Raw genomic sequence first — 22,748 nt, 5'->3', positions numbered from 1 at the left:
TAACCAACCCCGTGCAGGAGCAGCAACATGGCAACCGTCGCAGTCACAGACGCAACATTCGACGCAGAAGTTAAGAATTCCGATATCCCCGTTGTGGTGGATTTCTGGGCTGAGTGGTGCGGCCCCTGTAAGCAGATCGGCCCCGCGCTCGAGGAACTTTCCTCCGAGATGGACGGCAAGGTAAAGATCGTCAAAGTCAACGTTGACGAGAACCCGAACAGCCCCGCCCAGATGGGTGTCCGTGGCATCCCTGCCCTGTTCATCTTCAAGAACGGCGAAGTCGTATCGAACCTGGCCGGCGCCCGCCCCAAGGCCGCGCTGCAAGGCTGGATCGAAGAGTCGATCTAAGCTGCCGCACCCGCAGCAAGCACATTCAATGGCGCGTCAGGCAAAGGCTTGGCGCGCTATTTTTTTGATCCGCTCGAACCGCATGACATTGGCGATAGATCCATGTTCTTGGATCCGGTTCCAGTCGGTCAGGATCTGCACCCGCGTCAGGAAGTGCACCGTGGGATCATCGGGCGGCACCAGCGTGTACCCTTCAAAGAACGCATCCCAGGCGGCGGGGGGAACGCAATGGCCTTTGGGCAAGGCATCAAGGTCGCCGACCATCTGGGTATAGCTTTGCAGCAGCCGCGCGATGTCATAGCCCACGGGCGACGGTGTGGTCGCTGAAAAATCGAACGCTGCCGTCTCGTCGGGCGCCATCACCAGATTATACCCGTTCAGGTCGCCGTGTTTCGCCGCGATCTGGCCCGCGTGCCCTTGGGCCTGCGGCGCGTAGTCCGCGATACGGCCCACATAGGCCGCAAATCGTTGCTTGCCGTTGATCCGACGTGCACCGCTTTCAACACGCGCCACCAGACGGTGCAGGTGATTGACCATGAACCGCGGCTGAAACGGATGGGTGCCCTGCAAAGTGGCCCCGTGAAACGCCGCCAGCCAGCCGCCCGCCCGTCGCAGCAAGGGGGCGTGATCCTCTGTCTGCCGGCACAGGTCCAGAAACGTGTCGCCCTTGGCAAAGCGCATAAGATAGGCCTGCTGGCCCGCCTCCGCCGCGAGGATCTGCGGCACGCTATAGCCGGGCACGCCGTCGAGTGCATCACAGGCCGCCTGATGGGCCGCAAGCATCGCGGTGAACCTGTCGGTATCCCACGGACGGGCCACGTGTTTGAGCACGACAGAGCCCCCGTCACGCCCGTCATAGCGCTGCACGATCTGGCGCTGACTGCTGTCATCCTTGATCCACTCGGCCCCGCAGGTACAGGTTTCGGGCGCAATCCCCGCCTTGGCCGCTAATCCCTCAAATATCTGAAATCCCTTGGTTTTCAGGTCGTCTACCGGTGGCATTCAAATCCTTTCGGGACATTAGCCTTGCGAAACAGCGGCGGGGTTTTCATATAGGTTTGAACTATGGAGGCTACATGTCAAAGCAAGAATTCCCCGGCTGGCACGGGACCACCATCATCGGTGTGAAGAAAGACGGCGAAGTCGTGATCGCGGGCGACGGTCAGGTCAGCCTTGGCCAAACCGTGATCAAAGGAACCGCACGCAAGGTGCGCCGGCTTAGCCCTGGCGGGTTTGACGTTGTGGCGGGCTTTGCCGGATCGACTGCCGATGCTTTCACGCTGCTGGAACGGCTTGAAGCCAAGCTTGAAGCCACGCCCGGGCAGTTGGCGCGCGCCAGTGTCGAGCTTGCCAAAGACTGGCGCACCGACAAATACCTGCAAAAGCTCGAAGCGATGCTGATCGTTTCAGACGGGCGCGAGCTGCTGGTGATCACCGGCGCGGGTGACGTGCTGGAGCCTGAACATTCTGTTGCGGCCATCGGGTCGGGCGGGAACTACGCGCTGGCCGCGGCGCGCGGCATGATGGACAGCGACCGCGACGCTGAAACCGTCGCGCGGGATGCGATGAAGATCGCGTCGGACATCTGCGTTTATACCAATGGTAACCTCACGGTGGAGAAAATCACACAATGACCGATCTGACCCCCCGCGAAATCGTCTCTGAACTTGACCGTTTTATCATCGGCCAGAACGACGCCAAACGCGCCGTTGCCGTGGCGCTTCGCAACCGCTGGCGCCGCAAGCAGTTGGGCGATGATCTGCGCGACGAAGTCTACCCCAAGAACATCCTGATGATCGGGCCCACCGGCGTGGGCAAGACCGAGATCAGCCGCCGCTTGGCAAAACTGGCGCGGGCCCCTTTCCTCAAGGTCGAGGCGACGAAATTCACCGAAGTCGGCTATGTCGGCCGCGATGTGGAACAGATCATCCGTGATCTGGTAGACAGCGCCATCGTCATGACCCGCGAATACATGCGCGAGGACGTGAAGGTCAGCGCGCATAAGGCCGCCGAAGAACGCGTTGTTGACGCGATTGCGGGCAAGGACGCCCGCGAAGGCACCCGCGATATGTTCCGCAAGAAGCTGAAAGCGGGCGAGCTGGACGATACGATGATCGAGCTTGAAGTCGCCGATACCTCTAGCCCGTTTCCGGCTATGGATATCCCCGGACAACCCGGCGGCGGTATGGGGATGATGAACCTTGGCGATCTGTTTGGCAAAGCCATGGGCGGTCGGACGGTCAAGAAACGTCTGTCTGTCGCCGAAAGCTACGAGGTGCTGATCAGCGAAGAGGCCGACAAGCTGCTGGATGACGAAACCGTCAACCGCGCCGCGATCGAGGCGGTAGAGCAGAACGGCATCGTCTTTCTGGACGAGATCGACAAGGTGTGCGCCCGCTCTGACGCGCGTGGCGGCGATGTCAGCCGTGAAGGCGTGCAGCGTGACCTGCTGCCCCTGATCGAAGGCACCACCGTATCTACCAAACACGGGCCGGTGAAGACGGATCACATCCTGTTTATCGCCTCGGGCGCCTTCCATATTGCCAAGCCGTCCGACCTGTTGCCCGAATTGCAGGGCCGCTTGCCCATCCGCGTCGAGCTGCGCGCGCTGACGGAGGATGATTTCGTTCGCATCCTGACCGAGACCGACAATGCGCTGACGCTGCAATATACGGCGTTGATGGGCACCGAAGAGGTCGAGGTCACATTCACCGACGAAGGTATCAAGGCGCTGGCCAAGATCGCCGCCGACGTGAACCAGTCGATCGAGAATATCGGCGCGCGGCGGCTTTACACCGTGATGGAGCGTGTCTTTGAAGAGCTGTCGTTCAGCGCGCCGGATCGCACCGGCGAAAAGATCACTGTCGACGGCGATTTCGTCGAACAGAATCTCGGCGAACTGACACGATCCACCGATCTGTCACGCTACGTTCTTTAGGGCTTTTCAATCTGCCATGCGCCTGAGAATGATGGCGCATGGCATACTTCAGATTTATCCGCGCCAATTGGGTGTTCTTGTTGGCGGGTTTCCTGCTGACATTTACCTCGGCCTATGGGCAGACCTATTTCATCTCGCTTTTCGCGGGCGAGATTAAGGGCAGTTTCGGGCTGTCTGACGGTCAATGGGGCGGGATCTATACGATCGGCACGACGCTCTCGGCGATCACGATGGTCTGGGCGGGTGTGCTGACAGACCGGTTTCGGGTGCGTCGGCTGTCATTCTGGGTGATGGTCGCGCTGGCGGGCGCCTGTCTGGCGATGGCCGCCGTGCCGAACTGGATCGCGCTGATCTTTGTCATCTATGCGCTGCGTCTGACCGGGCAGGGGATGATGTCTCAGCTTGGGGCCGTGGCGATGGTGCGCTGGTTCGAAGCCGCACGGGGCAAGGCGCTGTCGCTATCGTCTATGGGCTTTGCAGCGGGTCAGGCGATTTTGCCTGTCGTCTTCGTCGCCCTTTTCGCAAGCTTTCACTGGCGCAGCCTTTGGGTGCTGGCCGCCGCTTTGGTGCTGATCACCATGCCGGTGATGCTGCTGCTGCTGCGGCAAGAGCGTACGCCGCAATCCATGGCGCAAAGCACGCAATCGGCGGGGATGGACGGGCAGCACTGGACCCGGATGCAGATGATCCGCCACGGGTTGTTCTGGCTGATGATCCCGCTGGTGATCGGTCCTCCGGCTTGGGGGACGGCGCTGTTCTTTCAGCAGGTCCATCTGACAGAGGTGAAGGGCTGGACGCTGGTCAGCTTTGTCGCGCTGATGCCGCTTTATACGGTGACATCCGTGATCGCGACCTTTGTGTCGGGCTGGGCAATCGACCGGTTCGGCGTGACGCGGGTCACGCCGGTGCAAATGCTGCCTTTTGCGCTGTCTTTCGCCGTTCTCGCCTTTGCCGATACGATTGCGATGGCGGGTGTCGGGTTGATGATCTTTGGCGTGGGGCAGGGGATGCAGGCGACCGCGACCTCTGTTTTCTGGGCCGAATTCTATGGCACGCGCTATATCGGGTCGATCAAGGCCGTGGGCGCCGCGCTGATGGTGTTCGGGTCGGCCATCGGGCCGGGTGTGACGGGGCTGTTCATTGATCTGGGCGTTGATTTCCCGCAGCAGATGATCCCGATTGCGATCTACTATGCCGTGGCCGCGATCATGGCGACGGTCGGGGTGTTGCGCTATCGCAAGCGGTTGGTCGCGCCTGCCACGGCCTAACGGTGACGCCGCAGATAGACGTAATAGGCACCGCCGCCGCCGTGGCTGATATGTGCCTGACTGACCTGAAGCACGGCTGACGACAGCGGCGGCATCGACAGCCATTGCGGCACCTGATGGCGCAGCACGCCGTGGCGCACGGGGATCGGGCCGCCTTCGTCCCGCATCTTGCCTTTGCCGGTGATCACCAAGACAAGGCGCCGCCCCTTGGCATGCGAGCCCAGAATGAACTTGGTCAGCGCAGGATGAGCGCGGTCCAGCGTCATGCCGTGCAGGTCGATCCGCCCCTCGGGGCGCATCTTGCCCCGCTTGAGCTTGCCAAACGCCTTTGAATCCATCTGCACCGGTGCCTGACGCAGCTGATCGGGCAGGGAGGGCATCAGATCATGGGTGTTTCGCCGCGGCTTGGGATCGGGCTTGCCCATGACGACAGAGCTGCGCTTGCGGATTTGCGGCGGCGTTGGCGTGGGGCCGTGGATCGGGGAGGTTCCGTCGATCTCGGCGCGGAACAGCTTGTCAACGTCGAGCTTTTCCGTCCGCTCTGTCACCTTTTTCCAAAGCGATAGATCATCCTTATCCAGACGCTTGCGGCTCATAGCAGCGGCTCCGGCAAAAGCGCATAGGCGCGCTGGATCGGCATCAGGACCATCATCCGCCCCGGATCACGCAGCTTGCCCGCGGCACGCCCCGCCTTGTCGCCGGTGCCAAAGAACACATCCGCCCGTTGCGCGCCCTTGATCGCCGACCCGGTATCCTGCGCGATCATCAAGCGGTGCATCGGTTCCTTGCCCTCTTTTTCGATCCAGACAGGGGCGCCGAGCGGTACAAACTTGGGGTCCACTGCAACGGTGCGCAGGGTGGTCACCGACCGGTTCATCGCGCCAAGCGGCCCCTGATCGGCGGGCACCTGATTGACCTCGCGAAAGAATACATAAGACGGGTTGTGGTACAGCAGCTCGCGCCCGTCATCTGGGTTACGACGGACCCAGTTCTTGATCACCTCTGCGCTGACCTGATGCGGGTCATAGACGCCGCGGCGCACCAGTTCGACGCCGATCGACCGGTACGGGTGGCCGTTCGCACCACGGTAGCCCACGCGCAGATAATTCCCATCGGGCAGCCTGATCCGGCCAGAGCCTTGGATTTGCAGAAAGAAAAGTTCGACCGGGTCGTCAACATAGGCGATTTCAAGGCCGCGGCCCTTCATCACGTCGGTATCCAGAATATCGCGGCGGGTCAGCCACGGGTTGTTCGCCTTCGCCTCTGGCGGCATGGCATAGACCGGATAGCGGTAGCGGTCGGAGGGATAGAGATCGCCGTCAAGTTCAGGTTCGAAATAGCCCGTGAACATCGCCTCGTTTCCGTCCTCGATCAACACAGGCCGGAACAGAAGTTCAAAGAACTGGCGCGGGTCGGGGTCGGATTTGGCATAGGCGCAGATGTTGCGCCAATCGACATCCTTCATATCACCGCAGGTATTCAGAAACGCGCGAAGGGCGGCGGCGTGGTCGTCGGTTTCCCAACCCTCAAGCTGGTCGAATGACAGGATCGAATAGGACACATCTGTCGCAGAAGCGGGCGGCGCCATCAGGCCCGCCCACAGCAATGCACCCGCACAGGCACGCTTTAACCGTCTGTAGAAACGAGCAGCCAATTTGGATCATCCGAGCCCATGACACGGGCAAACACCCATGTGTCTTTTTGACGATTGACCTCTGTCGTGCTGCCTTCGACGATTTCACCATCGCGGTCTTTCACGACCGACGTCAGCTCGGCCACGAAACGGATCGTCAGCTCTGCCTCGTTGGTGGTCTTGTCCATCGTGGCGTTCTCAAGCTCCATCTCGCGGATGCCGATAAAGTGGCTTTCCACGGTCAGGCCCTGATCTTCGCGCGCGGCAACGCCTTCGACAAAGCTTTCGTAGATGTCTTCCGAAAGGAAAGGTTTGATCTCGTCCAGATTACCGTGTTCGTAGCCCATCACGATCATCTCGTAGGCGCCGCGGGCGCCGCCCAGAAAGTCGCTGACCCCAAAGGACGGCTCGACACGCTTCATCTCGGCCAGTGCGAGCGCGGTATCGGACCCTTCGGGCGCGTGATCGGTGATATCCAGATCGGGGCCACCTTCGATGACTTCGAACGCGGGGCCGCTGGGGCGTTCGGGTTTCTCGCTGACCTCGGCCGGTTTTTCAAAACCGGTGCGTGTGCCAAGCACATTCTTGAGCCGCAGGATCAGGAACACGGCAATAGCGGCCAGTACCAGAAGCTGTATCATGGGCGAATTCATAGGTACCTCGTGCTGAGAAACATGGAAACGTCGGTCTAGTGCCCCTATGTAGGGTGTGAACCGGGCCAAGTCCACTCTGGCCCATAGGAAAGGACGCATGCCATGTGGCTGTTTTTGGCTTTTATTGCCGTACCGTTGATAGAAATAACGTTGTTCATTCAGGTGGGTGGGGCAATTGGCCTCGGCTGGACGCTGGCGATTGTTGTTTCTACCGCGATCATCGGCACCTATCTGATGCGCGCACAGGGTGCGCTGGCGCTTGGCCAGATCAAATCGTCCCTGTCCGAAGTCCGTGATCCGACCGAACCGCTGGTGCATGGCGCGATGATCCTTTTTGCCGGGGCGTTGCTGCTGACACCGGGGTTTTTCACCGATGCCCTGGGCTTTGCCCTGCTGATCCCCGGCGTGCGTACCGCTGCGTTCAAAGCCGCACGCAGCAAGGTCAACGTGAGCAGCGTCCATATGGGCGGCACCTCGGGGCCACGGCGCCCGCAGCCCCATCGTCCGATGCAGGGGGATGTGATCGATGGCGAATACCACGAGCTGTCGGAACAGGACCGCGGGCCCAAACGCCCCTCTGGCTGGACGGATCACTGACGACGGGGCATTGACTGCGGGCCACCGACTTCAGGCCATTTGAAGCGGGCCATTGAGCGCGGCAAGGCGATCTGATAAGCCCGACTAAATGAGTTTATTGTCTTAAGGAGCCTTTGAATGGCTGAAGAAGAAGCAACACAACCGACCCAGGCCGCACAGCCGCAGATGCGCATTCTGGGTCAGTTCATCCGTGATATGTCCTTTGAAAACATCATGGCGCAAAAAGGCGCGCCGACAGATGTGCAGCCCGACGTTCAGGTTCAGGTCAATCTGGATGCGAAAAAGCGGTCGGCCGAGAACCAGTATGAATCCGCGATCAAGCTTCAGGTCACGTCAAAAGCCAAAGGCGGCGACGCGACGCTGTTCCTGCTGGAAATCGACTATGTCGGTATCTTCCACGTTGAAAACGTGCCCGAAGACCAGATGCACCCGTTCTTGCTGATTGAATGCCCGCGCATGATCTTCCCGTTCCTGCGCCGCGTTGTCAGCGATGTGACCCGCGACGGTGGCTTCCCGCCGCTGAACCTCGAAAACATCGACTTTGTTGCGCTGTATCGCAACGAGATCGCGCGCCGTCAGGCCGAGAATACGCAAAAAGCGGACGCCTAAAGCGTCTTCCAGACAGCGCTGTCGCCCAGTTTATCGACAAATTCGGTATGGGCGGCGGCCTCTTGCGGGGTAATCCGCGAGGGCAGGGGCGTCGGGCGCGGTTTTGGCGTCCAATCGGGGGTGGTGTCGCCCTCATTCTTTTCCGGTTTGGTCGACAGGCCGAAGTCCGGTTGCCGCCCGCCGATCAGCTCTAGATAGACATCCGCCAGAATTTCACTGTCAAGCAAAGCACCGTGGAGCGTCCGCGACGTGTTATCGATGCCAAAGCGGCGGCATAGCGCATCCAGCGACGCGGGCGAGCCCGGAAAGCGTTTGCGCGCGATGGCCAGCGTATCAAGCGCCTGTTCCCACGGGATTTGGGGCAGCCCCATCCATTTCAGTTCCGCGTTCAGAAACTTGATATCGAAGGCGGCGTTGTGGATCACCAGCTTTGAATCACCGATGAAATCCAGAAAATCCTGCCCGATCTGCGCAAACTTGGGTTTGTCGCGCAAAAACTCGTCGCCCAGCCCGTGCACTTCGAAGGCTTCGGCGGGCATGCTGCGTTCGGGATTGATATATTGGTGATAGGTATTGCCGGTCGCCACGTGACCCATCAGTTCAACCGCACCGATTTCAACGATCCTATCGCCGCTTTCAGGGTCGAATCCGGTGGTCTCCGTATCCAGTACGATTTCACGCATGGGACAGCTTTCCTTTGATATCCTCGATGACAGCCTCCACCTGCGCGCGGGCGTGGGGCAGGGTGTCTGTTTCAATCACATAATCGGCCAAAGCGCATTTTTCATCGTTTGGCATCTGTTTGGCGCGGATGTTTTCGAACTGTTCCAGCGTCATCGTCCCGCGCGCCATCACGCGCTTTTGCTGGATGTCAGCCGAGACCGTGACACAGGCCACCGCATCCATGCGTTTGTCACCACCGGTTTCAAAAATCAACGGGATGTCGAGCACGACGATCTTGGCCTTTGTTTCCGCCAGAAAGGCCGCCCGATCTTCACCGACCAGCGGATGCACGATGCTTTCGATCGTTTTCAATACGGTGGGGTCCGCATCAATCAGGCTTTTGAGTGCGGGCCGCGACACTTCGCCCGCAACCACCGCATCGGGTAGCGTTTCCTGGAAGGCCGCGACGGCGGCCCCCCCCTTGGCATAGAGCCGATGCACGGCGGCATCCGCGTCCCAGACGGCGCAGCCAAGATCAGCGAACATTTGTGCGGTGGTCGATTTCCCCATACCGATCGACCCGGTCAGACCCAGAAGAAACATCAGCGCAGCGCCGCCAGACGTGTTTCATGGTCCACCGTCGGTCGCGCGCCAAACCACCGTTCGAACCCCGGCACTGCCTGATGCAAAAGCATGCCTAACCCGTCAACAGTGACGCATCCCGCCGCCTCTGCGGTTGCCAGAAGCGTGGTTTTCAACGGCGCATAGACCAGATCCGTGACCACCGTATCGGCGCGCAACCCATCAAGCGGCACGCGCAGCTCGGATTTTCCGATCATCCCCAACGACGTGGTGTTCACCACCAAGGACGCATGGCTGACCATCGTACCCGCCTGCGACCAGTCGTAGACCGTCACGCGGTTACCAAAGACCGACCGCAACCGTTCGGCCCGCACACGGGTGCGATTGGCGAGCAGGATTTCGGGCACGCCAGCGTCCAGTAGCGAAGAGATGACGGCCCGCGCGGCACCACCGGCACCAAAGATACAGGCGGGGCCATTACCCGGCACCCAATCCGGCGCGCCTGCCTTGAGGTTTTCGATAAACCCGTAACCGTCCGTATTATCGCCCTGAATTTTGCCGTCTGCGCGGAAGGTGATCGTATTCACGGCCCCAATCATCGCGGCGCGGTCTGTGATGATATCTGCGATCTCGATCACCGCTTCCTTATGGGGGATCGTGACATTGGCCCCGATGAACCCCATTTTCGGCATCGCCTCAAGCACTTGGCGCAGATCTTCGGGTTCGACGTGAAGGGGGATATAGGCCCCCTTCAGCCCAAGCGTTTTCAGCCAGTGCCCGTGGATCTGTGGGGATTTTGAATGGGCGATCGGCGATCCGATCACACCTGCCAGCGGTATTTTAGCCAAGCTCATGCGGATAGATCCCCCCGTAGCGTCAGATAATTCAACAGTTCAAGCAGGGGTAACCCTAGGACATTAAAGTAATCCCCTTCAATGCCGCTGAACAGCCTGACGCCTTCCTCTTCTAGTTTATAGGCGCCGACCGCATGTTGGATACTGTCCCAGTTCCGCGCGACATACTTCTCTATATAGCTGTCGGACGCGTCGCGCATGCGCAGCCGCACCTGACCCACGTGACGCCAGATCGGTTTGCCATCCTCGACGATCACTGCGGCGGATAGCAAGCTATGGCGATCGCCGCGCAGGGATTTCAGCTGGGCAATCGCCTCGTCTGGCGTGGTGGGTTTTGACAGTAGCGTCCCGCGATGGTCGAGCACCTGATCACAGCCCATCACCAAGGCGCCCGGGGTCTTGTCGCTGACTTTGCGGGCTTTCATCTCGGCCAATGTATCGGCGATGTCGCGGGGGGGCGCCTGCTCTGCCAGCAGGGCCGACTTAATCATTTGTTCATCAATTCGCGCCACGCTCACCTCATGGGGGACGCAGGCCTGTTGCAGCAGCTGTGACCGGATCGACGACCCGGAGGCGAGGATGAAACGTTGGGGCATGGGGATAAACCTGTGTGCGACGCTAGGAAGTTCTTAGGGATTTTTCCCCCGAATGGCGAGAGTGCGCGAAAGCGTCGGGAAAACCCCTGCCTGCCAGAGGGAAATTCCAGCTTTATACGGGGCGGCATAAGGATAAATCGCAAACCCCCTGAACGGAGTTAATCCCAAGCTTATCCACAAAGCTACACAGTTTATCCCCTGAAAATTTTTTATTTAAGTATTTGAAAAAGGGTGAATTTATCCGCGCGGCGCCGAGTTATCATCGAGACGGGATTCACAACATGCACAGGTGGATAAATCGAGGTACAAAACAGTAATCCACAGAAAATGAACCCCCTACTTACATCATCATCTTTCTTCTTTTCTTATTTATATTAGTAAGAAGGCACCAACCGGAGTGTGACATGACCGACTTGCTTGCCATCGCCTATCCTTGGGTAAAATCGCTTCATGTTATCTCGGTCATTTCGTGGATGGCGGCGCTGTTCTATCTGCCGCGGCTTCTCGTGCATCATACAGAGCAGGTGGGCCAAAGCGGCCAGACCCACGATCTTTTCAAGATGATGGAGTTCAAGCTTGCCACCGTGATCATGCGCCCCGCGATGATCGGCACCTGGATTTTCGGGCTGGCGCTGGTGTTCACACCGGGCATCGTCGACTGGGCCGCTGTGTGGCCCTGGACGAAGGGGGCAAGCGTATTTGCGATGACGGGGTTCCACGGGTGGCTTGTCGGGCGTGTGAAGGCCTTTGCAGCGGGGGAGAACCGGCTGAGCGGTAAACGTTACCGGATCATGAATGAAGTGCCGACGCTGCTGATGATCATCATTGTAGTCTCGGTCGTCGTGAAATTCTAAGCTGATTGACGAAACCCGCCATTCTGAGTATGTGTTTCCTGCACCCCGTCCGGGGACCGTATACATCTGCCCATTTTTATGACACGACCCGCCCGCATTCCGGGATCGGAACAGGATATTTCCATGACAACTGAAACACTTAACCTTGCCGATCTAAAGGCGCAGACGCCCAAGAATCTTCTGGCGATGGCCGAAGAGCTTGAGATCGAAAACGCATCGACCATGCGTAAAGGCGAAATGATGTTCCAGATCCTGCGCGAACGAGCGGATGAAGGCTGGGAAATCTCGGGCGATGGTGTGCTGGAAGTGTTGCAGGACGGGTTTGGCTTCCTGCGGTCGCCCGAAGCGAACTATCTGCCGGGCCCCGACGATATTTACGTCTCGCCCGAGATGATCCGCCAGCACTCGCTGCGCACCGGCGACACAATCGAAGGTCTGATCAAAGCGCCAGATGATGCGGAGCGGTATTTCGCGCTGACAGATGTCACCAAGATCAACTTTGAAGAGCCGGAAAAAGCGCGCCACAAGGTCGCCTTTGAAAACCTGACGCCGCTTTACCCTGATGAACGTCTGACAATGGAAGTCGATGATCCGACGATCAAGGACCGGTCCTCGCGTATCATCGATCTGGTATCGCCCATCGGTAAGGGCCAGCGCTGCTTGATCGTGGCGCCGCCACGGACCGGTAAAACGGTTCTGCTGCAAAACATCGCGAATTCGATCGAACAGAACCACCCCGAGTGCTACTTGATCGTCCTGCTGATTGACGAACGCCCCGAAGAAGTCACTGATATGCAGCGTAGTGTCAAAGGTGAGGTTGTTTCTTCGACCTTCGACGAGCCTGCAACACGTCACGTGGCCGTGTCGGAAATGGTCATCGAAAAGGCGAAACGTCTGGTCGAGCATAAGCGCGACGTTGTGATCTTGCTGGATTCGATCACCCGTCTGGGCCGCGCCTTCAACACGGTTGTGCCGTCGTCGGGTAAGGTTCTGACCGGTGGTGTTGATGCCAACGCGCTGCAACGCCCCAAACGTTTCTTCGGCGCCGCACGGAACATCGAAGAGGGGGGGTCGCTGACCATTATCGCCACCGCTCTGATCGACACCGGCAGCCGTATGGACGAGGTGATCTTTGAAGAATTCAAAGGGACCGGTAACTCTGAAATCGTGCTGGATCGCAAGATTGCGGACAAGCGCGTCTTCCCTGCGATCGATATTCTGAAGTCCGGTACGCGGAAAGAGGATCTGCTGGTCGACAAAAACGATCTGCAAAAGACCTTTGTGTTGCGTCGTATTCTGAACCCGATGGGCACGACGGATGCGATTGAATTCCTGATCGGGAAGTTGAAGCAAACCAAGACAAACTCCGATTTCTTCGACTCAATGAATAGCTAAATATTCACTTAAATCAGTGGGTTAAATGATATGGATACGATATTCGCCCAAGCCACAGCGCAGGGGCGGGCCGGTGTTTGCGTCATTCGTATCTCGGGCCCGCAGGCGTTTTTTATCGCTGAAACCATCGCGCAGCCATTGCCCGCCCCGCGGGTTGCCGCCGTGCGCGCAATTACTGACGCCGATGGGCAGGTCATTGATCGTGCGCTTGTCCTGACCTTCGAATGCCCGAACAGCTTTACCGGCGAAGACACGGTCGAGCTTCACTTGCATGGCAGCATCGCAGTGTTGCGTGCGGTGCTGGCGCTGCTCTCTGGTTTTGACGGCACGCGCCTTGCCGAGCCGGGCGAATTTACCCGCCGTGCGATGGAGAATGGCAAGCTGGACCTCACACAGGTTGAAGGCTTAGGTGACCTCATCGAGGCAGAGACCGAAGCGCAGCGAAAACAAGCCTTGCGCGTTTTGTCCGGTCACTTGGGTCAAAAGGTCGATATCTGGCGCGAAAAACTGATCCGCGCGGCCGCTCTGCTTGAGGTGACCATCGATTTCGCGGATGAAGACGTTCCCGTCGACGTCTCGCCCGAGGTTACGGAACTGCTGAATGCGGTGAACGCCGATATTCTGGCTGAAATCGCCGGTACGCATACGGCGGAACGTATCCGAACGGGTTTTGAGGTCGCGATCATCGGCCGGCCCAACGCCGGAAAGTCTACTTTGTTGAACGCATTGGCGGGGCGCGATGCGGCGATCACCTCTGCCGTGGCGGGTACGACCCGAGATGTGATCGAGGTCCGGATGGACCTTGGTGGCCTGCCGGTGACCTTGCTGGATACGGCGGGCTTGCGCGAAGGGGCAGACGAGGTCGAAGCCATCGGGATCGACCGTGCGAAAACCCGCGGCGAGCAAGCTGACCTGCGCGTGTTTTTGGTTGAAGAGGGTGAGGAACTGCCTGTCGCCGCAGTTGCGGATGATATCGTCCTACGCCCAAAGGCTGACTTACGCGATAGCGCGGACGACGCTATATCTGGTGTGACGGGGCAAGGCGTACCGCAGCTGATAGAAAAAATACAGGCCATCCTTGGCGCGCGAAGTCTGAATGCCGGCCTTGCAACGCACGAACGTCACCGCGTTGCATTGCAGAAATCAGCCGAGGGATTAGCTGCTGCGATGTTGGTTCTGGATCACGGCCCCGATCAATATGATATAGCATCAGAAGAACTGCGCCATTCGATTCGCGCACTTGAGGCGCTGGTAGGCCGAATTGACGTTGAGAACCTGCTGGATGTAATCTTTTCGAGCTTTTGCTTGGGAAAATAGATGGAGTGTTTCACGTGAAACATTTTGACGTGATAGTTATCGGTGGCGGCCATGCCGGAGCCGAAGCGGCCCACGCATCCGCGCGTATGGGCGCGAATACTGCTTTGATCACGATGTCGCGCGATGGGATCGGGGTGATGTCCTGCAATCCGGCTATCGGTGGACTGGGTAAGGGGCATTTGGTGCGCGAGATTGACGCGCTCGATGGTGTTATGGGTCGTGTCGCGGATAAAGCCGGCATCCAGTTCCGTCTTTTGAATCGCCGCAAGGGGCCCGCTGTGCAAGGCCCGCGGGCGCAAGCTGACCGTGCTATCTATCGGAAAGAAATGCTGGCCGAGACCGAACGCCAGGAGAATCTGACCATCGTAGAGGGTGAGGTGACCGACTTCATTCTCGATAATGGTAAGGTTTCTGGTGCCGTTCTTGCCGATGGTGAACAGATCGCTGCGGCTGCGGTTGTTTTGACGACTGGGACTTTCTTGCGCGGGGTCATCCATATTGGGGATGTGTCGCGCTCCGGCGGTCGGATGGGCGATAAAGCCTCCGTCGACCTGGCAAACCGCATTGATTCGTTCAACTTGCCACTCGGGCGTCTGAAGACGGGAACGCCACCGCGTTTGGACGGGCGGACGATTGACTGGGAGAAGCTGGAATCGCAACCCGGGGATGATGAGCCTGTCTTGTTCTCTTTCTTGTCAGAGGCGACGTCGGCCCCGCAAATCTCCTGCGGTATTACGCATACCAATGAAAAAACGCATCAAATTATTCGCGATAACCTGTCGCGCTCCGCGATGTACGGGGGGCATATCGACGGGGTAGGACCCCGATACTGCCCGTCGATCGAAGATAAAGTCGTTCGCTTCGCTGACAAAACCTCGCACCAAGTTTTCCTGGAGCCTGAGGGCGCCGATGACCACACCATCTACCCCAATGGTATTTCGACCTCGCTGCCTGAGGATGTTCAGCTTGCCTATGTGCGGTCGATGGTTGGGTTGGAAAATGTAGAAATCATCCAGCCCGGTTATGCGATTGAATATGACTATGTCGACCCCCGCGCCCTTGATCTGGCCCTTTCCGTGAGGACTGTGCCTGGCCTATATCTCGCTGGTCAGATCAACGGTACCACCGGCTATGAAGAAGCTGCAGCACAAGGTTTGGTTGCCGGATTGAACGCGGCGCTTTCAGCACAGGGTAAAGAGCCGGTGACGTTCAGCCGCGCCGATAGCTATATTGGCGTGATGATTGATGACCTGACCACCCGGGGTGTGACAGAGCCCTATCGCATGTTCACCTCTCGCGCCGAATTCCGTTTGTCGCTTCGTGCTGATAATGCTGACCAGCGCCTCACGCCTTTGGCGATCGCCTTGGGCTGCGTATCGCAAGAGCGGGTTGCGCACTTTAACGCCAAAATGGCCAAGATCGACGCGGCGATGGCAGAGCTCACGAAAACGCCCTATGCATCAAAGGCGATCGAGGCGGCAGGGATCAAGGTTAGCCAGGACGGAACGAAGCGGACCGGTTTCCAACTGTTGGCATTTCCGGATGTGACATTCGAGCAGATCGTTTTGATTAATCCAGAGCTTGAAACGGTAGAACCCGAAATTCGCCGTCAGGTCGAGCGGGATGCGCTATATGCAAACTATATCGCGCGTCAGCAACGGGATATCGACCTCCTCCAGAAGGATGAGGCGCATGTTATTCCCGCGAATTTTGATTATGAAGCCATCGACGGACTGTCAAATGAGCTTACCTCGAAGCTGTCGCTGACACGCCCGACCAACCTCGCACAGGCGGCCCGAATTGACGGTATGACGCCCTCCGCCTTGACGCTGCTTCTGTCTCACCTCAAGCGCGGCAGCCAGAAGAAGTCTGCATGATGGGCGCTTTTGAGGAGGATGTTTCACGTGAAACATTGGAGAAGCTTCAGCGTTTCTCGCAACTGGTCGAGAAATGGACCGCGAAGATTAATCTGATTTCCAAGCCGAGCGTCCCCGAGATGTGGGAGCGCCACATTCTCGATTCACTACAAATCTATTCCCACGCGCCCAATGCGGACCATTGGGTAGATCTTGGAAGCGGTGGCGGTTTTCCGGCAATTGTCGTGGCGCTGATGTCGCAGCAAGAGAAGCGTGCGACGAAATTTACCTTGGTCGAAAGCGACCAGCGTAAATGCGCGTTCCTGAGAACAGCCATTCGGGAGCTTGAGCTGAACGCAACGGTGGCGAACGCGCGGATTGAAGAGATTGAACCCTTGGAAGCAGACGTACTAAGCGCGCGCGCCCTGTCCGACTTGACTGCTTTGCTCGGCTTTGCAGATCGTCATCTTTCACCTTCTGGCACTGCGCTTTTCCCGAAGGGGGAGAACTGGCGCGCAGAGGATGCCGCCGCGAAAGAGACCTGGGCATATACCTGCGACGCGATCCAGAGCCAGACGAACCCATCCGCCGCAATTCTTAAGATCAAGGAAATCAAACATGTCTGATCTGTCTCGACCTTCGGGGCCCAAAATTATTGCGATTGCGAACCAGAAGGGTGGAGTGGGTAAGACCACGACGACGATCAACCTCGCGGCGGCTTTGGTTGAGCAGAAGCAGCGCGTTCTGGTGATTGACCTTGATCCGCAGGGCAACGCGTCAACTGGTCTGGGCATTGAACTGGATGATCGGGAATTTACGACCTACGAGCTTTTGCTTGAGGATATCGACCTTGATCAAGTGATTATGACGACCGAGACAGAAGGCCTGCATATCGTTGCCGCCACTGTCGATCTCAGTTCCGCAGATATGGAATTGATCGCTAATGAAAAGCGTAGTTTTCTTTTGCACGACGCCCTGCGGCAGACGCAGATGGACAGCTACGCCTTCGACTACATTCTGATTGATTGCCCGCCATCGCTGAACTTGCTGACGGTGAACGCGATGATCGCGGCGCATTCTGTGCTTGTCCCGCTGCAAAGCGAGTTTTTCGCGCTTGAAGGATTGTCGCAGCTGATGCTGACCATCCGCGAAGTGCGCCAAAGCGGGAACAAAGATCTGCGGATCGAAGGAATTTTGCTGACGATGTATGATCAGCGGAACAACCTGTCGCAACAGGTTGAGCAGGACGCCCGAAGCAATCTGGGCGAACTGGTATATAGAACCGTTATTCCGCGCAACGTACGGGTCAGTGAGGCACCCAGTTACGCGATGCCGGTTCTAAGTTACGATAGCGGGTCGAAAGGTGCCAAAGCGTACCGCGATCTGGCGAAAGAAGTACTGGCAAATAGTGCCGTATAAATAAGGGGTCAGGCAATGGCAGATAAAGACAAACGGCGCGGATTGGGTCGAGGATTGTCGGCTTTGATGGCGGACGTAGCGGAGACACAAACGGTGGCATCAGAAGGCGCGGCGGAACAGTATGTTCCTATTGAAAAGATTTCTCCCAATCCGGAGCAGCCGCGCAAGCGGTTTGATCCGCAGGATTTGGATGATCTTGCAAACTCTATCCGCGAAAAGGGCGTTATCCAGCCGCTGATCGTACGCCGCCGCGATGATGGGACGTTCGAAATTGTCGCGGGTGAACGCCGATGGCGCGCGTCGCAGATGGCGCAGCTGCATGAACTTCCGATCATCGTGCGCGAGTTCACCGATGTTGAAGTTCTCGAAGTTGCGATTATCGAGAACATCCAGCGGGCGGACCTCAATTCGATCGAGGAAGCGGCGGGTTATCGTCAGCTGATGGACCGTTTTGGCCACACGCAAGAGAAGATGGCGGAAGCCTTGGGCAAAAGCCGCAGTCATATCGCGAACTTGCTGCGCTTGCTAAACTTGCCCGAAAATGTTCTGGAAATGGTGCGTCAGGGGGACCTGACAGCGGGTCACGCCCGGACCTTGGTGCCGTCGAAGAACCCTGAAAAGCTGGCCAAACAGATTATCGCCGGTGGCTTGTCGGTGCGCGCGGCCGAGGCGCTGATCAAGAAAGAGCAGCAAGCTGAGAATGAGGGGCCAAACAAGCGGGCGGCGAAATCCTCGAGCGAAAAAGACGCGGATACCCGCGCGCTTGAAGGGGATCTGTCAGCGAACCTTGGTTTGAAGGTAACCCTGAACCACAAGCCGGGGCAGGAGGTGGGCCAGATGGTGTTGCATTACACGACGATGGACGAGCTGGACGAGCTTTGCCAACGTCTGTCGGCTTCTTAATCTGACAAAAGCTCGGCCAGGATCGCGTTTAGCACCATAAAGCCCTGATCCGTTACATAAAGCTGGTCTTTATCCCTAGAAATCATCCCGATGTCCTGCATCTGGGTGATTTTTTTTGTCGAAAGCGGTGCGCCGGAAAGCGCCTCGTACCGGCGCAGGTCCACGCCTTCTTTCAGACGAAGCCCCATCATCAGAAACTCGCTCCCCTGATCTTCGGTCGTCAAAAGCTCGCGGGGCTTTTCGGTGGCACCGCTGGCAGCAGCGGCAAGCCAGCGTTTGGGGTTACTAAAACACTCGGTCGCAAAGCGATTGCCGTTTTGGGTCAGGCGCCCGTGGGCCCCCGGACCGATGCCAAGATAATCACCGTAGCGCCAGTAGATCAGGTTGTGCCGCGATTGCGCCCCGTCGCGGGCGTGGTTTGATACCTCGTAAGAGGGCATGCCCATCTCGCCGCAAATATCCTGAGTGGCCGCATACATATCGGCACCCAGATCATCGCTGGGCAGTCCGCGTAGTTTTCCCACCGCATAGCGATCGCCAAATGCGGTGCCTTGTTCGATGGTCAGTTGATACAGCGACATATGGTCTATCGCTAGGGATAGGGCCTGTTTCAGTTCGGTCTGCCAGTCGGCCAAACCCTGGTTCTGGCGACCATAGATCAGATCAAAACTGACGCGTTCAAAGGTGTTGCGGGCGATGTCAAAAGCGGCAAGCCCTTCGTCAACCGTATGGATGCGGCCCAGACGTTTCAGGTCCGCATCATTCAAGGCCTGTATCCCCATTGAAATGCGGTTGACGCCCGCCTGACGGAAGGCTGAAAAACGGTCGGCTTCAACCGAACCGGGGTTCGCCTCGAGCGTGATTTCCAGATCATTGGCCGTGGGCCACAGTCGACGGATCGCGGCGATGACATCAGCGACGACATCCGGGTCCATCAGACTTGGGGTGCCGCCGCCGAAAAAGACGGCGTTCAAGACGCGCCCTTGGGTTTCGGCGGCGCCGCGTTCAAGCTCCGCCAGATAGGCATCGCGCCAGGCCCGTTGGTTGATTGTGCGACTAACATGGCTGTTAAAATCACAATAGGGGCACTTCGCCTCGCAAAACGGCCAATGGATATAAAGGCCAAAGCCCCCCTGGCGCCAATCCTCAGTCAAAGCAGGCAGAGATCAGTTTGGCGAAAGCGTCCGCACGGTGGCTGATTGCGTTCTTGGCGTCGGCGGACATTTCGCCAAAGGTCTGTTCGTGCCCGTCGGGTTGGAACATCGGGTCATAGCCGTGACCGACGTCGCCGCGGATCGGCCAGACAAGCGTGCCGTTCACGCGGCCTTCGAAAATCTCTTCATGTCCGTCGGGCCAGACCAAAACCAGTGTCGCGCAGAACCGCGCGCGGCGCGGGTGGGGGGCGTTTGCCTCTTCCAGCAACCTATGGGTCTTGGTCATCGCCATGACGAAATCGCGGCCGTTGGGCGTTTCGGACCAATCGGCGGTATAGACGCCGGGGGCATTGTCCAGCGCTTCGACCTCGATCCCGGAGTCATCTGCAAGCGCGGGAAGGCCCGTTGCCGCCACCGCCGCACGTGCTTTGATGCGGGCGTTGCCGATGAAAGTGTTTTCGGTTTCCTCCGGCTCGCCCAGATTCATCTCGGCGGCACCTTTGACGGTGACGCCGAAGGGGGCGAAAAGCTCGGTCATTTCCTGCAGCTTGCCAGCGTTGTGGGTGGCGACCAGAATCTGGTCGCCGGTGAATTTACGGGTCATGCGGTGGCTGCCTTCTGCTTCTCGACCAGCTCTGCCACGCCTTTTTCGGCGAGGTCCATCAGCTGGTTCATCTGGTCGCGCGAATAGGTGGAGCCTTCGGCGCTCATCTGGATCTCGATCAGTTTGCCGCTGCCGGTCATAATAAAGTTACCGTCGACGCCTGCTTCGGAATCCTCGGGGTAATCAAGGTCAAGCACCGGCTGGCCCGCATAGATGCCGCAGCTGATCGCGGCGACCGGATCGACCAGCGGGTCGCTGACCACGTCGCCCGCCTTCATCAGCTTGTTCACCGCCAGTTTCAACGCGACCCAACCCCCCGTGATAGAGGCACAACGCGTGCCGCCGTCGGCCTGCAGTACGTCACAGTCGATGGTGATCTGACGTTCGCCCAAGGCACTGCGATCCACGCCGGCGCGCAGAGCGCGACCGATAAGGCGTTGAATTTCAACGGTACGGCCCCCTTGTTTGCCCATGGCCGCCTCGCGGCGCATACGGGTGTTGGTGGCACGGGGCAGCATGCCGTATTCTGCCGTGACCCAGCCCAGACCGGAACCCTTGATAAAGGGCGGCACGCGGTCCTCGATCGTGGCGGTACACAGCACGTGGGTGTCGCCCATCTTGATCAGGGCCGATCCTTCGGCGTGTTTGGTGAATCCCGTTTCAATCGATACGGCACGCAGTTCGTCAAGTTTCCGACCAGAGGGGCGCATAGGTATTTCCTTTTCCATTTGCCATTGGGGATAACTCTGCGTTGCGGCGCGATGCAACCCCGATTGACGTTTGCCCCCTGTCGCACATACTTCTCCCACTATGGACAAAACACCTACAGTTTTAGACGAGATGAACGACCGTTCGCGCGAGGTGTTCCGCCGCGTGGTCGAAGGCTATCTGGCGAATGGCGATCCCGTGGGGTCGCGCACGCTGACCCGTGATTTCAGCGAAAAGGTCAGTGCGGCGACGATCCGTAATGTGATGCAGGATCTTGAATATATGGGCCTGCTCGGCAGCCCCCATGTCAGCGCCGGTCGTATCCCGACGCAGATGGGGCTGCGCATGTTCGTCGACGGCATGATCGAGATCGGCGATCCAACCGAGACGGACCGTGAAAAGATCGACGCGACCGTTGGCAGCAACAACGCCGATGTCAGCGGCATTCTTGATCGGGTGGGGTCGGCGCTGTCCGGCGTGACCCAGGGCGCCTCGCTTGTGCTGACGCCCAAGCACGAGGCGCCGATCAAGCATATCGAATTTGTTTCACTGTCTCACGATAGGGCGCTGGTCGTTCTAGTCTTTTCCGACGGTCACGTGGAGAACCGATTGTTCACACCGCCGCCGGGCCAGACCCCCAGCAGCATGCGTGAAGCCGCGAATTTCCTGAATGCGCTGGTCGAGGGGAAAACCATCTCGGAATTGCAGCGCACCATCGCGCATGAGATCAGCCAGCGGCGCCAGCAGATCGACGTTCTTGCGCAGCAGCTTGTAGAAAGCGGTCTGGCGCTGTGGCAGGGCGAAGGGGAATCCCCCGAGCGGTTGATCGTGCGCGGACGGTCGAATCTGATCAACACCGAAGGCGAGGCCGAGAACGTCGAATTGATCCGCCAGCTGTTTGACGACCTTGAACGCAAGCGGGATATCGCGGAATTCCTCGAATTGGCCGACGCGGGCGACGGTGTGCGCATTTTTATTGGTTCTGAGAATAAACTTTTTTCACTTTCGGGTTCCTCTCTGGTCGTTTCCCCTTATATGAACGCTGATCGTAAGGTGATCGGGGCGGTCGGTGTGATCGGCCCCACGCGCCTTAATTATGGACGTATCGTGCCGATTGTGAATTACACGGCGCAGCTGGTTGGAAAGCTGATTTCGAACCGCAGCTAGAGGTGAATTATGGCAGAGCCGAAAGAGAACGAATTTCTGGATGATATCGATGACGCAGAGGCCGAAGCCTATGCCGACGAGATGTCCGAAATTGACGACGAAGCGCTGGAACTGGACGAATTGCGTGCCGAGCGTGACCAGCTGAAAGACCGTTTCATGCGGGCCCTGGCCGACGCAGAGAACGCGCGCAAACGGTCTGACAAGGACCGTCGCGAGGCGGAAAACTATGGCGGGTCGAAACTGGCGCGCGACATGCTGCCGGTCTACGACAATATGAAACGCGCCCTGGAAGCCGCTACAGAAGAGCAGCGCACCATTTCCGGCCCGTTGCTGGAAGGGATCGAACTGACGATGCGCGAGTTGCTGAGCGTGTTCAAGAAGCACGGCATCGAAGTCATCTCGCCCGCAGTGGGTGACAAGTTCGATCCGCAGCATCATCAGGCGATGTTCGAGGCACCCGTGCCAGACACCAAAGCAGGCGATATCATCCAAGTGGCCGCCGAAGGTTTCATGTTGCACGACCGTCTGCTGCGTCCGGCGCAGGTCGGCGTCTCCTCTACCCCCGCAGGGTAAACGCCCGGGATAGAGCGGCCCTTCGGGGAGGATTTAACACCATTTGGAAGCGATGGA

The 22,748-nt window shown here is 58.4% G+C and carries 26 protein-coding genes; 15 read left to right on the top strand and 11 right to left on the bottom strand.

The window, feature by feature from the left end; genetic code table 11:
* Window positions 1–27: 27 nt before the first annotated feature.
* Window positions 28–348: a thioredoxin gene (gene trxA / locus IV89_RS01875; RefSeq protein ID WP_005850739.1), complete on the top strand. Its 321-nt coding sequence runs from the start codon at window positions 28–30 to the stop codon at window positions 346–348.
* Between the two features lie 36 nt (window positions 349–384).
* On the opposite strand, the gene IV89_RS01870 is transcribed toward trxA, so the two are convergent.
* Complete coding sequence (locus IV89_RS01870; protein ID WP_037942446.1) at window positions 385–1,350, bottom strand: phosphotransferase; 966 nt, start codon at window positions 1,348–1,350, stop codon at window positions 385–387.
* A 74-nt stretch (window positions 1,351–1,424) separates the two neighbouring features.
* On the opposite strand from IV89_RS01870, the gene hslV reads away from it, so the two are divergent.
* From hslV to IV89_RS01855, 3 genes are read left to right on the top strand one after another with little or no spacing between them, the layout of a single operon-like run.
* On the top strand, window positions 1,425–1,982 hold the full coding sequence (gene hslV / locus IV89_RS01865) for an ATP-dependent protease subunit HslV (RefSeq protein ID WP_005850743.1): 558 nt from the start codon (window positions 1,425–1,427) through the stop codon (window positions 1,980–1,982).
* Entirely contained in the window at window positions 1,979–3,286 is a 1,308-nt protein-coding gene (hslU, locus tag IV89_RS01860; RefSeq protein WP_037942445.1) for an ATP-dependent protease ATPase subunit HslU, read from the top strand. The genes hslV and hslU overlap by 4 nt, the downstream gene beginning before the upstream one ends.
* Before the next feature lie 38 nt (window positions 3,287–3,324).
* A complete protein-coding gene (locus IV89_RS01855; protein WP_037942444.1) occupies window positions 3,325–4,554 on the top strand; it encodes an MFS transporter in 1,230 nt (409 codons plus the stop codon).
* Here the strand turns inward: IV89_RS01855 and IV89_RS01850 are convergent.
* Genes IV89_RS01850 through IV89_RS01840 form a run of 3 tightly spaced genes read right to left on the bottom strand, consistent with a single transcriptional unit; the run spans window position 4,551 to window position 6,840 of the window.
* Entirely contained in the window at window positions 4,551–5,150 is a 600-nt protein-coding gene (locus tag IV89_RS01850) for a Smr/MutS family protein (RefSeq protein WP_005850748.1), read from the bottom strand. The genes IV89_RS01855 and IV89_RS01850 overlap by 4 nt on opposite strands.
* Window positions 5,147–6,142: an MltA domain-containing protein gene (locus IV89_RS01845; protein ID WP_037942861.1), complete on the bottom strand. Its 996-nt coding sequence runs from the start codon at window positions 6,140–6,142 to the stop codon at window positions 5,147–5,149. The genes IV89_RS01850 and IV89_RS01845 overlap by 4 nt, the downstream gene beginning before the upstream one ends.
* Window positions 6,143–6,180: 38 nt before the next feature.
* On the bottom strand, window positions 6,181–6,840 hold the full coding sequence (locus IV89_RS01840; protein ID WP_005850752.1) for a Tim44/TimA family putative adaptor protein: 660 nt from the start codon (window positions 6,838–6,840) through the stop codon (window positions 6,181–6,183).
* A 102-nt stretch (window positions 6,841–6,942) separates the two neighbouring features.
* Between IV89_RS01840 and IV89_RS01835 the strand changes: the two genes are divergently transcribed.
* Complete coding sequence (locus IV89_RS01835) at window positions 6,943–7,437, top strand: FxsA family protein (RefSeq protein ID WP_009825706.1); 495 nt, start codon at window positions 6,943–6,945, stop codon at window positions 7,435–7,437.
* Between the two features lie 117 nt (window positions 7,438–7,554).
* Window positions 7,555–8,046, top strand: a complete 492-nt coding sequence (secB, locus tag IV89_RS01830) for a protein-export chaperone SecB (protein ID WP_005850756.1) — start codon at window positions 7,555–7,557, stop codon at window positions 8,044–8,046.
* Here secB and dnaQ read toward each other — a convergent pair.
* Genes dnaQ through IV89_RS01810 form a run of 4 tightly spaced genes read right to left on the bottom strand, consistent with a single transcriptional unit; the run spans window position 8,043 to window position 10,741 of the window.
* Window positions 8,043–8,729 (bottom strand): DNA polymerase III subunit epsilon, encoded by a 687-nt coding sequence (dnaQ, locus tag IV89_RS01825; protein WP_037942441.1) that lies wholly within the window; start codon window positions 8,727–8,729, stop codon window positions 8,043–8,045. The two genes, secB and dnaQ, sit on opposite strands and share 4 nt — an antisense overlap.
* The gene (gene coaE / locus IV89_RS01820; protein ID WP_005850759.1) at window positions 8,722–9,312 is read right to left on the bottom strand and encodes a dephospho-CoA kinase; all 591 of its coding nucleotides are present in this window, start codon (window positions 9,310–9,312) and stop codon (window positions 8,722–8,724) included. Before coaE ends, dnaQ begins: the two co-directional genes overlap by 8 nt.
* A complete protein-coding gene (locus tag IV89_RS01815; protein ID WP_037942438.1) occupies window positions 9,312–10,145 on the bottom strand; it encodes a shikimate dehydrogenase in 834 nt (277 codons plus the stop codon). Before IV89_RS01815 ends, coaE begins: the two co-directional genes overlap by 1 nt.
* Window positions 10,142–10,741, bottom strand: coding sequence for a Maf family nucleotide pyrophosphatase (locus IV89_RS01810; protein ID WP_037942436.1), 600 nt, complete (start codon window positions 10,739–10,741; stop codon window positions 10,142–10,144). The genes IV89_RS01815 and IV89_RS01810 overlap by 4 nt, the downstream gene beginning before the upstream one ends.
* A 404-nt stretch (window positions 10,742–11,145) precedes the next feature.
* Here IV89_RS01810 and IV89_RS01805 point away from each other — a divergent pair, with 404 nt between their 5' ends.
* From IV89_RS01805 to IV89_RS01775, 7 genes are all read left to right on the top strand, one after another.
* Window positions 11,146–11,595 (top strand): CopD family protein, encoded by a 450-nt coding sequence (locus tag IV89_RS01805; RefSeq protein WP_037942434.1) that lies wholly within the window; start codon window positions 11,146–11,148, stop codon window positions 11,593–11,595.
* A 123-nt stretch (window positions 11,596–11,718) separates the two neighbouring features.
* Entirely contained in the window at window positions 11,719–12,990 is a 1,272-nt protein-coding gene (gene rho, locus IV89_RS01800; RefSeq protein WP_005850767.1) for a transcription termination factor Rho, read from the top strand.
* A 30-nt stretch (window positions 12,991–13,020) separates the two neighbouring features.
* Window positions 13,021–14,307 (top strand): tRNA uridine-5-carboxymethylaminomethyl(34) synthesis GTPase MnmE, encoded by a 1,287-nt coding sequence (mnmE, locus tag IV89_RS01795; RefSeq protein WP_037942431.1) that lies wholly within the window; start codon window positions 13,021–13,023, stop codon window positions 14,305–14,307.
* A 14-nt stretch (window positions 14,308–14,321) separates the two neighbouring features.
* Window positions 14,322–16,184 carry a tRNA uridine-5-carboxymethylaminomethyl(34) synthesis enzyme MnmG gene (gene mnmG / locus IV89_RS01790; protein WP_037942429.1) on the top strand — a complete coding sequence of 621 codons (1,863 nt, stop codon included), beginning with the start codon at window positions 14,322–14,324 and terminating at the stop codon, window positions 16,182–16,184.
* Window positions 16,181–16,789, top strand: a complete 609-nt coding sequence (rsmG, locus tag IV89_RS01785; RefSeq protein WP_037942426.1) for a 16S rRNA (guanine(527)-N(7))-methyltransferase RsmG — start codon at window positions 16,181–16,183, stop codon at window positions 16,787–16,789. The genes mnmG and rsmG overlap by 4 nt, the downstream gene beginning before the upstream one ends.
* The gene (locus IV89_RS01780; RefSeq protein WP_005850775.1) at window positions 16,782–17,582 is read left to right on the top strand and encodes a ParA family protein; all 801 of its coding nucleotides are present in this window, start codon (window positions 16,782–16,784) and stop codon (window positions 17,580–17,582) included. The genes rsmG and IV89_RS01780 overlap by 8 nt, the downstream gene beginning before the upstream one ends.
* Window positions 17,583–17,597: 15 nt before the next feature.
* Window positions 17,598–18,485: a ParB/RepB/Spo0J family partition protein gene (locus IV89_RS01775; RefSeq protein ID WP_037942423.1), complete on the top strand. Its 888-nt coding sequence runs from the start codon at window positions 17,598–17,600 to the stop codon at window positions 18,483–18,485.
* On the opposite strand, the gene hemW is transcribed toward IV89_RS01775, so the two are convergent.
* From hemW to rph, 3 genes are read right to left on the bottom strand one after another with little or no spacing between them, the layout of a single operon-like run.
* Window positions 18,482–19,639 (bottom strand): radical SAM family heme chaperone HemW, encoded by a 1,158-nt coding sequence (gene hemW / locus IV89_RS01770; RefSeq protein ID WP_037942420.1) that lies wholly within the window; start codon window positions 19,637–19,639, stop codon window positions 18,482–18,484. The genes IV89_RS01775 and hemW overlap by 4 nt on opposite strands.
* Complete coding sequence (gene rdgB, locus IV89_RS01765) at window positions 19,632–20,243, bottom strand: RdgB/HAM1 family non-canonical purine NTP pyrophosphatase (RefSeq protein ID WP_037942418.1); 612 nt, start codon at window positions 20,241–20,243, stop codon at window positions 19,632–19,634. Before rdgB ends, hemW begins: the two co-directional genes overlap by 8 nt.
* On the bottom strand, window positions 20,240–20,953 hold the full coding sequence (gene rph, locus IV89_RS01760) for a ribonuclease PH (protein WP_037942417.1): 714 nt from the start codon (window positions 20,951–20,953) through the stop codon (window positions 20,240–20,242). The genes rdgB and rph overlap by 4 nt, the downstream gene beginning before the upstream one ends.
* 130 nt (window positions 20,954–21,083) lie before the next feature.
* Between rph and hrcA the strand changes: the two genes are divergently transcribed.
* Window positions 21,084–22,118 carry a heat-inducible transcriptional repressor HrcA gene (gene hrcA / locus IV89_RS01755; protein WP_005850786.1) on the top strand — a complete coding sequence of 345 codons (1,035 nt, stop codon included), beginning with the start codon at window positions 21,084–21,086 and terminating at the stop codon, window positions 22,116–22,118.
* 9 nt (window positions 22,119–22,127) lie between these two features.
* A complete protein-coding gene (locus tag IV89_RS01750) occupies window positions 22,128–22,691 on the top strand; it encodes a nucleotide exchange factor GrpE (RefSeq protein WP_005850788.1) in 564 nt (187 codons plus the stop codon).
* The last annotated feature ends 57 nt before the right edge of the window (window positions 22,692–22,748 follow it).

It is taken from the genome of Sulfitobacter sp. CB2047 (assembly GCF_000735125.2).
Classification (GTDB): domain Bacteria; phylum Pseudomonadota; class Alphaproteobacteria; order Rhodobacterales; family Rhodobacteraceae; genus Sulfitobacter; species Sulfitobacter pontiacus.
Note: the sequence above shows the minus strand (reverse complement) of the source record. Positions and strands in the feature narration are given on the sequence as shown.